The 13,331-nt window shown below is 51.8% G+C and carries 13 protein-coding genes; 12 read left to right on the plus strand and 1 reads right to left on the minus strand.

What is annotated here, in order from left to right; translation table 11 throughout:
- The first annotated feature begins 16 nt into the window (after positions 1–16).
- A complete protein-coding gene (locus tag CHU32_RS28270; RefSeq protein ID WP_176691707.1) occupies positions 17–163 on the plus strand; it encodes a hypothetical protein in 147 nt (48 codons plus the stop codon).
- An 84-nt stretch (positions 164–247) separates the two neighbouring features.
- On the opposite strand, the gene map is transcribed toward CHU32_RS28270, so the two are convergent.
- On the minus strand, positions 248–1,042 hold the full coding sequence (map, locus tag CHU32_RS17055) for a type I methionyl aminopeptidase (RefSeq protein WP_103678246.1): 795 nt from the start codon (positions 1,040–1,042) through the stop codon (positions 248–250).
- Between the two features lie 323 nt (positions 1,043–1,365).
- Here map and rpsB point away from each other — a divergent pair, with 323 nt between their 5' ends.
- The 11 genes from rpsB to lpxD all read left to right on the plus strand — a co-directional run bounded on the left by rpsB (position 1,366) and on the right by lpxD (position 13,242).
- Positions 1,366–2,091: a 30S ribosomal protein S2 gene (gene rpsB, locus CHU32_RS17060; protein ID WP_103678247.1), complete on the plus strand. Its 726-nt coding sequence runs from the start codon at positions 1,366–1,368 to the stop codon at positions 2,089–2,091.
- 116 nt (positions 2,092–2,207) lie between these two features.
- Complete coding sequence (gene tsf / locus CHU32_RS17065; RefSeq protein ID WP_103678248.1) at positions 2,208–3,059, plus strand: translation elongation factor Ts; 852 nt, start codon at positions 2,208–2,210, stop codon at positions 3,057–3,059.
- A gap of 145 nt (positions 3,060–3,204) precedes the next feature.
- Positions 3,205–3,930: a UMP kinase gene (pyrH, locus tag CHU32_RS17070; RefSeq protein WP_008501910.1), complete on the plus strand. Its 726-nt coding sequence runs from the start codon at positions 3,205–3,207 to the stop codon at positions 3,928–3,930.
- A gap of 152 nt (positions 3,931–4,082) precedes the next feature.
- A complete protein-coding gene (gene frr, locus CHU32_RS17075) occupies positions 4,083–4,640 on the plus strand; it encodes a ribosome recycling factor (protein WP_103678249.1) in 558 nt (185 codons plus the stop codon).
- Between the two features lie 123 nt (positions 4,641–4,763).
- Positions 4,764–5,960: a 1-deoxy-D-xylulose-5-phosphate reductoisomerase gene (ispC, locus tag CHU32_RS17080; protein ID WP_103678250.1), complete on the plus strand. Its 1,197-nt coding sequence runs from the start codon at positions 4,764–4,766 to the stop codon at positions 5,958–5,960.
- 189 nt (positions 5,961–6,149) lie between these two features.
- On the plus strand, positions 6,150–6,908 hold the full coding sequence (ispU, locus tag CHU32_RS17085) for a (2E,6E)-farnesyl-diphosphate-specific ditrans,polycis-undecaprenyl-diphosphate synthase (protein WP_103678251.1): 759 nt from the start codon (positions 6,150–6,152) through the stop codon (positions 6,906–6,908).
- 12 nt (positions 6,909–6,920) lie between these two features.
- Positions 6,921–7,778 carry a phosphatidate cytidylyltransferase gene (cdsA, locus tag CHU32_RS17090; RefSeq protein WP_103678252.1) on the plus strand — a complete coding sequence of 286 codons (858 nt, stop codon included), beginning with the start codon at positions 6,921–6,923 and terminating at the stop codon, positions 7,776–7,778.
- Positions 7,779–7,789: 11 nt separating this feature from the next.
- Positions 7,790–9,139, plus strand: a complete 1,350-nt coding sequence (gene rseP, locus CHU32_RS17095; protein WP_103678253.1) for a sigma E protease regulator RseP — start codon at positions 7,790–7,792, stop codon at positions 9,137–9,139.
- Between the two features lie 31 nt (positions 9,140–9,170).
- Positions 9,171–11,606 carry an outer membrane protein assembly factor BamA gene (gene bamA / locus CHU32_RS17100; protein ID WP_103678254.1) on the plus strand — a complete coding sequence of 812 codons (2,436 nt, stop codon included), beginning with the start codon at positions 9,171–9,173 and terminating at the stop codon, positions 11,604–11,606.
- A 121-nt stretch (positions 11,607–11,727) separates the two neighbouring features.
- Positions 11,728–12,213, plus strand: a complete 486-nt coding sequence (gene skp / locus CHU32_RS17105; protein ID WP_103678255.1) for a molecular chaperone Skp — start codon at positions 11,728–11,730, stop codon at positions 12,211–12,213.
- A gap of 3 nt (positions 12,214–12,216) precedes the next feature.
- Positions 12,217–13,242 carry a UDP-3-O-(3-hydroxymyristoyl)glucosamine N-acyltransferase gene (gene lpxD / locus CHU32_RS17110; protein ID WP_103678256.1) on the plus strand — a complete coding sequence of 342 codons (1,026 nt, stop codon included), beginning with the start codon at positions 12,217–12,219 and terminating at the stop codon, positions 13,240–13,242.
- Positions 13,243–13,331: the final 89 nt, after the last annotated feature.

Consider the following 13,331-nt stretch of genomic DNA (forward strand, 5'->3'; position numbering starts at 1 on the left):
CCACCTATAAGAAAAAATGATGACCATTAAAAAAGCCGGCGTTTGCCGGCTTAAGGTCGATGACAAACCTGTCTTCTATTGCGTCGCGTTTTGCCGGGTGGCGGCTTCGCCTTACCCGGCCTACGAAAAATATCAATATCAACAGGTTATCCGCAATCCGTAGGCCTGTGCAAGCGAAGCGCCGCCAGGTATTACCCACGGTATAACGTTTGTCAGCAATCTGAAGCCGACGTTTTCTGGCTTCGTTTTATTCGTCGTGCGAAATAATCGCCGGGATGGTGTCATCCTTACGCAGCGTCAGAATTTCGCAGCCATTCTCGGTAACCACAATAGTATGCTCGTACTGCGCAGACAAGCTCCGGTCTTTGGTTTTCACCGTCCAGCCGTCTTTCATGCTGCGGATCTCTTTCTTACCAGCATTGACCATGGGTTCGATGGTAAAAGTCATCCCCGGCTTGAGCACCACGTCGGTTTCTCTGGAATCATAATGCAGCACCTGCGGTTCTTCATGGAAGCCGCGACCGATGCCGTGCCCGCAGTATTCGCGTACTACGGAAAAACCTTCAGCTTCGACAAATTTCTGGATCGCCGCGCCGATTTCGCGCAGGTTAATCCCCGGCTTGACCATTTTCAGCGCCAGATACAGGCTCTGCTGGGTGACCCGGCACAGGCGCTCGCCAAGAATCGTCGGTTTGCCGACAATAAACATCTTCGAGGTGTCGCCGTGAAACTCATCTTTAATCACGGTGACATCAATATTGACGACATCGCCATCTTTTAACAGCTTGCCATCATCGGGGATACCGTGACAGACCACTTCATTAATAGAGATACAGACTGATTTCGGGAAGCCGTGATAGTTCAGGCAGGCGGAGACCGCTTTCTGCTCATTAACGATGTAGTCGTTGCAAATACGGTCCAGCTCACCCGTACTCACGCCCGGTTTGACGTAAGGTTCGATCATTTCCAGCACTTCAGCGGCCAGGCGGCCGGCGACGCGCATTTTTTCAATATCTTCGGATGTCTTGATAGAGATAGCCATGGATGGTGTCCAGTAGCGTCGAAAATTTCGACAAGAATTGTGTATTAGTGATGTCAATGTTAACAGCGTGAGGCATAGCCTGCCAAATTGAGAATGATTCAGCAGGACGGTGGCTAACAATTATTGGAGTCTGGGGGGGATTTATGGTATAAAGCGCGCCGGACTTCCGTTCCATTTGCAATACACAGAATGGACTGAAGCGATAACTCTCACTTTGTGTAACAACACACACGTATCGGCACATATTCCGGGGTGCCCTTTGGGGTCGGTAATATGGGATGCGTGGAGGCTTAACCCCAAACTTTATATAGAGGTTTTAAATCATGGCAACTGTTTCCATGCGCGACATGCTCAAAGCTGGTGTTCACTTCGGTCACCAGACCCGTTACTGGAACCCGAAAATGAAGCCTTTCATCTTCGGCGCACGTAACAAAGTTCACATCATCAACCTTGAGCAGACTGTACCGATGTTCAACGACGCGCTGGCTGAGCTGAACAAGATCGCCTCTCGCAAAGGTAAAATCCTTTTCGTTGGTACTAAACGCGCTGCAAGCGAAGCGGTGAAAGATGCTGCTAACAGCTGCGACCAGTTCTTCGTGAACCATCGCTGGTTGGGCGGTATGCTGACTAACTGGAAAACCGTTCGTCAGTCCATCAAACGTCTGAAAGACCTGGAAACTCAGTCTCAGGACGGCACTTTCGAGAAGCTGACCAAGAAAGAAGCGCTGATGCGCACCCGTGAGCTGGATAAACTGGAAAACAGCCTGGGCGGTATCAAAGACATGGGCGGTCTGCCGGACGCTCTGTTCGTTATCGATGCTGACCACGAGCACATTGCTATCAAAGAAGCAAACAACCTGGGTATCCCGGTATTTGCTATCGTTGATACCAACTCCGATCCGGACGGCGTTGACTTCGTTATCCCGGGTAACGACGATGCAATCCGTGCTGTTACCCTGTACCTGAGCGCTGTTGCGACTACCGTTCGCGAAGGCCGCTCTCAGGATCTGGCTTCTCAGGCGGAAGAAAGCTTCGTAGAAGCTGAATAATAAGGCACACCCTTATTTAGTACCGTGTATAAATAGGGGCCTCTTAGCGGCCCCTTTTCACTTTTACATCTGTTCGGTCTGTGGCCGGGCAGATATCATCTCCCGAGGATTTTAGAATGGCTGAAATTACCGCATCCCTGGTAAAAGAGCTGCGCGAGCGTACTGGCGCAGGCATGATGGATTGCAAAAAAGCGCTGACCGAAGCGAACGGCGACATTGAGCTGGCAATCGAAAACATGCGTAAATCTGGTGCGATCAAAGCGGCGAAAAAAGCAGGCAACGTTGCCGCTGACGGCGTGATCATCACTAAGATCGACGGCAACTACGGCATCATTCTGGAAGTTAACTGCCAGACTGACTTCGTTGCCAAAGATGCTGGTTTCCAGGCCTTTGCTAACAAAGTACTGGACGCTGCTGTTGCTGGCAAAATCACTGACGTTGAAGTGCTGAAGGCGCAGTTTGAAGAAGAGCGTGTTGCGCTGGTGGCTAAAATCGGTGAAAACATCAACATTCGTCGCGTTTCTTCTCTGGAAGGCGACGTTCTGGGCTCTTACCAGCACGGCGCGCGCATCGGTGTTCTGGTTGCGGCAACTGGCGCAGACGAAGAGCTGGTTAAGCATCTGGCAATGCACGTTGCGGCGAGCAAGCCGGAATTCGTTAAGCCGGAAGACGTGTCTGCTGAAGTGGTAGAAAAAGAATACCAGGTACAGCTGGATATCGCCATGCAGTCTGGCAAACCGAAAGAAATCGCAGAGAAAATGGTTGAAGGCCGCATGAAGAAATTCACCGGCGAAGTGTCTCTGACCGGTCAGCCTTTCGTGATGGACCCGAGCAAAACCGTTGGTCAGCTGCTGAAAGAGCACAATGCTGACGTAACGGGCTTCATCCGCTTTGAAGTGGGTGAAGGCATCGAAAAAGTTGAGACTGACTTCGCAGCGGAAGTTGCTGCCATGTCCAAGCAGTCTTAATTTTACAAGTAGCCGCCTGAGGGCGGCTTCTTTTTGTACCCGTCTTGTAAAATCAGCCAAACCCTATAGGGATAGCGCTGAAATGCGACGTACAATGTCGCCAGAATTTATTCATTTCACCCGTTGACAGTCTCAGGAAAGAAACATGGCTACCAATGCAAAACCCGTCTACAAACGCATTCTGCTTAAGTTAAGTGGCGAAGCTCTGCAGGGTTCGGAAGGCTTCGGTATTGACGCAAGCATCCTCGATCGTATGGCTCAGGAAATCAAAGAACTGGTTGAGCTGGGTATTCAGGTTGGTGTGGTGATTGGCGGCGGTAACCTGTTCCGTGGTGCGGGTCTGGCGAAAGCAGGTATGAACCGCGTTGTGGGCGACCACATGGGCATGCTGGCGACGGTGATGAACGGTCTTGCCATGCGCGACGCGCTCCATCGCGCCTATGTGAACGCCCGCCTGATGTCAGCGATCCCGCTGAACGGCGTGTGTGACAATTACAGCTGGGCGGAGGCGATTAGCCTGCTGCGTAATAACCGCGTGGTGATCCTCTCTGCGGGTACCGGCAATCCTTTCTTTACCACTGACTCCGCAGCCTGCCTGCGTGGTATCGAAATTGAAGCGGATGTAGTGCTGAAGGCTACCAAAGTCGATGGCGTGTTTACCGCCGACCCGGCAAAAGATCCGTCAGCGACGATGTACGATCAGCTGTCCTATAGCGAAGTGCTGGATAAAGAACTGAAAGTGATGGATTTGGCTGCGTTTACGCTCGCTCGTGACCACAAATTGCCGATTCGTGTCTTCAACATGAACAAACCTGGCGCACTGCGCCGTGTGGTTATGGGCGAAAAAGAAGGCACATTGATCACGGAATAATTTCCGTCGCGGTCAATTCCGGGTAAGATTCCGCTTTAATTACCAGGTTACTTACCCGGTGGCATACAATAAACAGGACTATACTTAGCACACCCGCTCGGCGGCGTGCTACCGTCTGGTCTGTCTGAGACAAGTTTTCAAGGATTCGTAACGTGATTAGCGATATCAGAAAAGATGCTGAAGTACGCATGGACAAATGCGTTGAAGCATTCAAAAATCAAATCAGCAAAATTCGTACTGGCCGTGCTTCTCCAAGCCTGCTGGACGGCATCGTTGTTGAATATTATGGTGCGCCAACCCCGCTGCGTCAGTTGGCCAGCGTTACCGTAGAAGACTCCCGTACCCTGAAAATCAACGTGTTTGACCGTACCCTGAGTGCGGCAGTTGAAAAAGCGATTATGGCGTCTGATCTCGGTCTGAACCCAAGTTCAGCGGGTAGCGACATCCGCGTTCCGCTGCCGCCGCTGACCGAAGAACGTCGTCGTGATTTGACCAAAATCGTTCGTGGTGAGGCCGAGCAGGCTCGCGTTGCCGTGCGTAACGTGCGTCGTGACGCTAACGATAAAGTAAAAGCGCTGCTGAAAGAAAAAGAAATCAGCGAAGATGACGATCGTCGTTCTCAGGACGACGTGCAGAAAATGACTGATGCCGCGATCAAGAAAGTGGACGCGGCGCTGGCAGAGAAAGAAGCGGAACTGATGCAGTTCTAATCTGCCGTACTACTGTAAACGCCGTACAGGAGGCTTTTGGGCTTCGCTGGCGGCGTTTTGTTTTTATACGCTGCGTCACAGGATGCGGCGCGGTGATAGTCTTACCTCTCTTCTGGACGCCTCATGAAGCAATTAACCGTTCTGGGTTCGACCGGCTCTATCGGATGCAGCACGCTTGACGTAGTTCGCCACAATCCTGATGTCTTCTCTGTCACCGCCCTGGTGGCCGGCAAAAATGTTGAGCGCATGGCGCACCAGTGTCTGGAGTTCTCTCCTCGCTACGCCGTGATGGATGACGAGCAGAGTGCGCAGTCACTAAAAGCGATCCTGCGCGAGCACGGTAGCCGTACCGGGGTACTCAGCGGCCAGCAGGCAGCAAGCGACATGGCCTCGCTAAACGAGGTTGATCAGGTGATGGCCGCCATTGTCGGTGCCGCTGGTCTGGTGCCCACGCTTGCCGCAATCCGCGCCGGTAAAACGGTACTGCTGGCAAATAAAGAGTCGCTGGTCACCTGCGGGCGGCTGTTTATGGACGCCGTTAAGCAAAGTAATGCTCAATTGCTACCAGTTGATAGCGAACATAATGCTATTTTTCAGAGTTTACCGGAAACAATTCAACACAACCTGGGATACGCTGATCTCGAGCAGAACGGCGTGTCGTCGATTCTGCTCACCGGTTCAGGTGGGCCGTTTCGGGAGACTGCGATCGCAGAACTGGCATCAATGACGCCAGATCAAGCCTGCCGTCATCCGAACTGGTCGATGGGACGTAAAATCTCCGTCGATTCGGCCACCATGATGAACAAAGGTCTGGAATACATTGAAGCTCGCTGGTTGTTTAACGCCTCAGCGCTGCAGATGGAAGTATTGATCCATCCGCAGTCCGTGATCCATTCGATGGTGCGTTACCGTGATGGTAGCGTGCTGGCTCAGTTAGGCGAGCCGGACATGCGTACGCCGATCGCCCATACAATGGGCTGGCCTGCCCGTATAGCGTCCGGCGTGAAGCCGCTGGATTTCTGTAAGCTGAGTCAGTTAACGTTCGCCGCGCCCGATTACGATCGCTATCCGTGCCTGAGGCTGGCAATGGACGCGTTCGAGCAAGGGCAGGCGTTAACGACGGCACTGAATGCGGCGAATGAAATCGCAGTAGCTGCGTTTTTAGCCTCACAGATCCGCTTTACGGATATTGCAGCCCTGAATCTGGCGGTGCTGGAGCAGGTCGATACGCAAGAGCCGCAGAGTATTGAGGATGTGCTGGCCGTTGACACCAGAGCGCGTGAGATCGCTCACCAGCAGGTGGGACGTCTCGCCAGTTGACGATAATCCACGCGGGCATCGCTGTGGTATTTGTTAGCGCTGTGCTTCAGTGATATAGTCTGCGCCACCTGATTACATTAAATTAATTATTTGTAATCAAGTGAGCCGTGGTGAAACACGGCTTTTTTACGAGAAAGCGTCACTATTCCGGAGCATCGCTAATCCCTTTTCATGGACTAAAAACGCGTTATGTTGTCTGCTAATCAACCAATCGGCGAAAGTTTGCCTGCGCATGGCTGCCGCCACGTCGCGATAATCATGGATGGCAATGGTCGCTGGGCGAAGAGACAGGGCAAGATTCGAGCCTTCGGACATAAAGCCGGGGCGAAATCAGTCCGGCGTGCGGTCTCTTTTGCGGCTAATAACGGCATAGATGCGTTAACACTTTACGCTTTCAGTAGTGAAAACTGGAATCGTCCGGCGCAGGAAGTCAGCGCATTGATGGAGCTGTTTGTGTGGGCGCTGGATAGTGAAGTCAAAAGCCTGCACCGCCACAATGTCCGTTTGCGTATTATCGGCGATATTAGTCGTTTCAATTCACGTTTGCAGGATAGAATCCATAAAGCCGAAGCGCTGACCGGGAATAATAACGGACTCACGCTAAATATTGCGGCTAATTATGGTGGGCGTTGGGATATTATCCAGGGAGTACAGCAACTTGCCTCGCAGGTTCAGGAAGGGCTTCTTCGACCCGATCAAATTAATGAAGAGATGCTAAGCCAGCAAATCTGCATGCATGAACTGGCTCCTGTAGATTTAGTTATTAGGACGGGGGGAGAACATCGCATCAGTAACTTTTTGCTTTGGCAAATTGCGTATGCCGAGCTTTACTTTACGGATGTTCTCTGGCCTGATTTCGATGAACAAGACTTTGAAGGGGCGCTGCATGCCTTTGCTAATCGAGAGCGTCGCTTCGGCGGCACGGAGCCCGGTGTTGACAACGCCTGATGGGGGTCGCTTTTGCTGAAGTATCGCCTGATTTCTGCTTTTGTATTAATTCCCGTCGTTATTGCGGCGCTATTTCTGTTGCCACCGATGGGCTTTGGCATTGTGACGCTGGTCGTTTGTATGCTGGCTGCGTGGGAATGGGGACAACTCAGCGGTTTTACCTCCAGAACACAGCGCGTCTGGCTGGCCGTGTTGTGTGGTCTGCTGCTGGCATTAATGTTGTTTATGCTGCCGGCGTACCACAATGATCTCCACCAGCCGGTGGTTGAAATCTCGCTCTGGGCCTCGCTGGTCTGGTGGATGGTGGCACTGGTGTTAGTGCTATTTTATCCGGCCTCAGCGGCAACGTGGCGGCATTCAAAAACATTACGCCTTATTTTTGGTTTGCTCACTATTGTTCCTTTTTTCTGGGGTATGGTGGTGCTGCGTGCCTGGCATTACACTATCAATCCCTATAGCGGCGCACTGTGGCTGCTGTATGTTATGATCCTCGTCTGGGGAGCGGACTCCGGTGCTTATATGTTTGGCAAATTGTTTGGCAAACATAAGCTGGCACCAAAAGTGTCCCCGGGTAAAACCTGGCAAGGTTTCTTCGGCGGGCTGGTGACGGCGGCCATTATTTCCTGGGCTTATGGGCAATGGGCCAACCTGGAGGTTGAGCCTGCAACGCTGCTGATTTGCTCGGTGGTTGCCGCGCTGGCCTCGGTGCTGGGAGATTTAACGGAGAGTATGTTTAAGCGTGAAGCCGGAATCAAAGACAGTGGTCATTTGATCCCAGGACACGGTGGGATTCTGGATCGTATCGATAGCCTGACGGCGGCGGTGCCGGTCTTTGCCTGCCTGCTGTTGTTAGTCTTCAGGATGGTTTAACGGAAGGGTTTATGCTGAGCATTCTCTGGAACCTTGCCGCGTTCATTGTCGCGCTGGGTGTGCTGATCACTGTGCATGAGTTTGGCCATTTCTGGGTTGCTCGCCGCTGTGGCGTTCGCGTTGAACGTTTTTCAATCGGTTTCGGTAAAGCGCTGTGGCGACGTACCGATCGACAGGGAACGGAATTTGTCATCGCCCTGATCCCGCTGGGTGGCTACGTTAAGATGCTTGATGAGCGCGTCGAACCGGTTACCCCGGAGATGCGGCACTACGCCTTCAACAACAAAACCGTGGGCCAGCGGGCAGCGATTATTGCTGCCGGTCCCATCGCCAATTTCCTCTTTGCTATTTTTGCTTACTGGCTGGTATTTATCATCGGCGTGCCTGGCGTTCGCCCAGTAATTGGTGAAATAACGCCCAATTCGGTTGCGGCTGAAGCACAAATTGCACCTGGCACGGAACTTAAAGCCGTTGACGGTATCGAAACGCCTGATTGGGATGCTGTGCGTCTTGAGCTGGTGGCGAAAATTGGTGAGCAACAGACCACGGTCAGCGTTGCTCCTGTCGGGAGCGATCAACGGCAGAATAAAGTTCTCGATTTACGTCACTGGCGTTTTGAACCAGACAAAGAAGATCCCGTTGCTTCTTTGGGTATACGTCCGCGCGGTGCGCAGATAGAATCAGTGCTGGCAGAAGTGCAACCTGGCTCTGCGGCACAAAAAGCAGGTTTGCAAGCAGGCGACAGGATCGTTAAAGTCGATGGTCAGCCGCTCACGCAGTGGTCGACATTTGTTACACTAGTGCGTAACAATCCGGGTAACGGGTTGGCACTTGAGATAGAAAGACAGGGGAGCCCCTTGTCATTAACCTTAATACCGGATACAAAACCCGGTAATAAGGCAGAAGGGTTTGCGGGGGTTGTACCAAAAGTTATCCCGCTCCCGGATGAATATAAGACAGTACGCCAGTATGGGCCATTCAGTGCCATTGCGCAGGCCACGGATAAAACGTGGCAACTGATGTCGCTGACGGTCAGGATGCTGGGAAAATTGATAACCGGTGACGTAAAACTGAACAACCTTAGTGGGCCGATCTCTATCGCTCAGGGGGCTGGGATGTCAGCGGAGTTTGGGTTGATTTACTATCTGATGTTCCTCGCGCTCATCAGTGTGAATCTGGGCATCATCAACCTGTTCCCGCTGCCCGTTCTTGACGGGGGTCATTTGCTGTTTTTGGCGATAGAAAAGCTAAAAGGCGGTCCGGTATCCGAGCGAGTTCAAGACTTTAGTTATCGCATTGGCTCGATTTTGCTGGTGTTGTTAATGGGGCTTGCACTTTTCAATGATTTCTCTCGGTTGTAAGAGAGAGTGTTAGGAAGAATGCATAATAACGATGGCGATGAAAAAGTTGCTCATAGCGTCGCTGCTGTTTAGCAGCGCGACCGTATACGGTGCTGAAGGGTTCGTAGTGAAGGATATTCATTTCGAAGGCTTGCAGCGAGTCGCCGTTGGTGCGGCCCTTCTCAGTATGCCAGTGCGCACAGGCGACACGGTTAATGATGAAGATATCAGTAATACCATTCGTGCTCTGTTTGCTACCGGCAACTTTGAGGACGTCCGCGTCCTGCGCGATGGTGATACGCTCCTGGTGCAGGTGAAAGAACGCCCGACTATTGCCAGTATCACTTTCTCCGGTAATAAATCGGTGAAAGATGACATGCTCAAGCAAAACCTTGAGGCTTCTGGCGTGCGCGTGGGTGAATCTCTGGACCGTACCACCCTCTCGGACATCGAAAAGGGACTGGAAGACTTCTATTACAGCGTGGGTAAATACAGTGCCAGCGTGAAAGCGGTGGTTACCCCGTTGCCGCGCAACCGCGTTGACCTGAAGCTGGTTTTCCAGGAAGGCGTCTCAGCACAAATCCAACAGATTAACATTGTCGGCAATAAGGCGTTCAGCACCGAAGAACTGATCTCGCACTTCCAGCTGCGTGATGAAGTACCGTGGTGGAACGTGGTCGGCGATCGTAAATACCAGAAACAGAAACTGGCGGGTGACCTCGAAACCCTGCGCAGTTACTATCTTGATCGCGGCTATGCGCGTTTCAATATCGACTCTACCCAGGTCAGCCTGACGCCGGATAAAAAAGGCATCTACGTAACGGTGAATATCACCGAGGGCGATCAATACAAGCTGCAAAGCGTTGAAGTGAGCGGCAACCTGGCAGGTCATTCTACCGATATTGAAAGACTGACCAAAATTGAGCCGGGTGAACTCTACAACGGCACCAAAGTGACCAAAATGGAAGATGATATTAAAAAGCTTCTGGGTCGCTATGGGTATGCTTATCCGCGCGTTCAATCGCAACCGGAAATTAACGACGCTGACAAAACGGTTAAACTGCACGTCAACGTTGATGCCGGCAACCGTTTCTATGTCCGTAAGATCCGCTTTGAAGGCAACGATACCTCGAAAGACGCCGTCCTGCGCCGTGAAATGCGCCAGATGGAAGGCGCGTGGCTGGGTAGCGATCTCGTTGATCAGGGTAAAGAACGTCTGAACCGTCTGGGGTATTTTGAAACGGTTGATACCGATACGCAGCGCGTGCCGGGTCGTCCGGACCAGGTTGACGTGGTCTATAAAGTTAAAGAACGTAATACCGGTAGCTTTAACTTCGGCGTCGGTTACGGGACGGAAAGCGGCGTCAGCTTCCAGGCGGGCGTTCAGCAGGATAACTGGTTAGGTACCGGTTACTCTGTCGGTATTAACGGTACCAAGAACGACTACCAGACCTACACTGAACTGTCGGTGACCGATCCGTACTTCACCGTTGACGGTGTAAGTCTCGGTGGCCGTGTGTTCTATAACGACTTTGAAGCAGACGATGCGGATCTGTCCGGCTATACCAACAAAAGCTACGGTACGGATTTAACGCTGGGCTTCCCGGTTAATGAATACAACACGCTGCGTGCGGGGGTGGGCTACGTTCACAACTCCCTGTCCAATATGGAACCGCAGGTGGCAATGTGGCGTTACCTGAACTCAATGGGTGAATACCCGAGCACGTCGGATGAAGATAACAGCTTTAAGTCAGACGATTTCACCTTTAACTATGGCTGGACCTATAACAAACTGGACCGTGGCTTCTTCCCGACGGAAGGTACGCGTGTCAACCTGAATGGTAAAGTGACCATTCCTGGTTCTGACAACGAATACTATAAAGCGACGCTGGATACCGCGACCTATGTGCCGGTGGACGACGACCATAAATGGGTCGTTCTGGGCCGTACGAAAGTGGGTTATGGTGATGGTATAGGCAGTAAAGAATTGCCGTTCTACGAGAACTTCTATGCCGGTGGTTCCAGTACCGTGCGTGGTTTCCAGTCCAACACCATCGGTCCGAAAGCGGTGTACTATCCGCATCGTGTTAACGACTACGACAGCGACGACGATTATGATTGCGCCGTTGAAGATGGTGCGTCGGATATCTGTAAGTCCGATGATGCGGTCGGCGGTAACGCCATGGCCGTGGCGAGCCTTGAGTTCATTACGCCAACGCCGTTTATCAGCGAAAAATATGCGAACTCAGTCCGTACCTCCTTCTTCTGGGATGCGGGTACAGTCTGGGATACGAACTGGGACACTGGCTCAGCACCGTCAGATGTGCCGGACTATAGCGATCCGAGCAATATCCGTATGTCTGCGGGTATCGCATTACAATGGATGTCCCCATTGGGGCCGTTGGTCTTCTCCTACGCCCAGCCGTTTAAAAAGTACGATGGAGACAAGGCAGAGCAGTTCCAGTTTAACATTGGTAAAACCTGGTAATTGCGCCCGGCAAAGGAATGCAATTGCAGTGTAGCGCTGATATCAGTCGACCCGATAAGGGTCTTCTGATCACGCAAAGAACGGTACCTGCGGGTACCAATGGGATGGTAAGGAGTTTATTGTGAAAAAGTGGTTATTAGCGGCAGGTCTCGGTTTAGCAATGGTTACCTCTGCTCAGGCAGCAGACAAAATCGCAATTGTTAATATGGGTAGTCTCTTCCAGCAGGTTGCACAGAAAACCGGCGTTTCTAACTCTCTGGAAAATGAGTTTAAAGGCCGCGCAGCTGAGCTGCAGAAAATGGAAGGTGACCTGCAAAGCAAAATGCAGCGTTTACAGTCTATGAAAGCGGGTTCCGAGCGTAACAAGCTTGAAAAAGACGTGATGGCGCAGCGTCAGACTTTCGCGCAAAAAGCTCAGGCTTTTGAGAAAGATCGTGCCCGTCGTTCTAACGAAGAACGTGGCAAACTGGTTACTCGTATCCAGACTGCAGTGAAATCTGTTGCGAACAGCCAGAGCATCGATCTGGTTGTCGACGCCAATACCGTTGCTTATAACAGCAGCGATGTTAAAGACATCACCGCTGATGTGCTGAAACAGGTTAAATAAGTAATGCCTTCAATTCGACTGGCTGACTTAGCCCAGCAGTTGGATGCAGAGTTACACGGTGATGGCGATATCGTCATCACCGCTGTCGCGTCCATGCAATCTGCCAAAGCAGGTCACATCACTTTCATGGTAAATCCTAAGTACCGTGAACACCTGGCGGCATGCCAGGCCTCCGCTGTCGTTATGACGCCTGACGATCTTCCCTATGCGCAAAGTGCGGCGCTGGTAGTCAAAAACCCCTACCTGACCTATGCACGGATGGCACAACTTCTTGATACCACCCCACAGCCAGCGCAAGATATTGCGCCAGGCGCAGTCATTGATCCTACGGCCAGACTCGGCAACAACGTTTCAATCGGCGCAAATGCCGTGATTGAATCCGATGTTGTACTGGGCGATAACGTGGTGATTGGCGCGGGTTGCTTTATCGGTAAAAAGACGAAAATCGGCGCGGGAACACGGTTGTGGGCCAACGTTAGCATTTACCATGAGATTGAGATTGGCGAAAATTGCCTGATCCAGTCCAGCACGGTGATCGGGTCTGATGGCTTCGGCTATGCCAACGATCGTGGTAACTGGGTGAAGATCCCGCAGTTAGGCCGGGTGATCATCGGCGATCGCGTTGAAGTCGGCGCATGCACCACTATTGACCGTGGCGCGCTGGATGACACGATTATCGGCAACGGGGTGATTATTGATAATCAGTGCCAGATTGCACATAACGTTGTGATTGGCGACAATACCGCGGTTGCAGGTGGCGTTATCATGGCAGGCAGCCTGAAAATTGGCCGTTACTGCATGATTGGCGGCGCAAGCGTAATCAACGGGCATATGGAAATCTGCGATAAGGTGACGGTCACCGGAATGGGTATGGTCATGCGTCCCATTACTGAACCTGGCGTCTACTCATCCGGTATTCCGCTGCAACCCAATAAGACATGGCGTAAAACCGCCGCTCTGGTGATGAATATTGATGATATGAGTAAGCGTCTCAAAGCTGTTGAGCGCAAGGTCAATCAACAAGACTAACGCATCATCCGATCAGTCTGCACATTCCGGCCTGTAGGCATTCATCAGATTGCCACAGGCCGTGTTATTATTGCTGTTCATTATATTTA

Source organism: Superficieibacter electus (assembly GCF_002915575.1).
GTDB lineage: Bacteria > Pseudomonadota > Gammaproteobacteria > Enterobacterales > Enterobacteriaceae > Superficieibacter > Superficieibacter electus.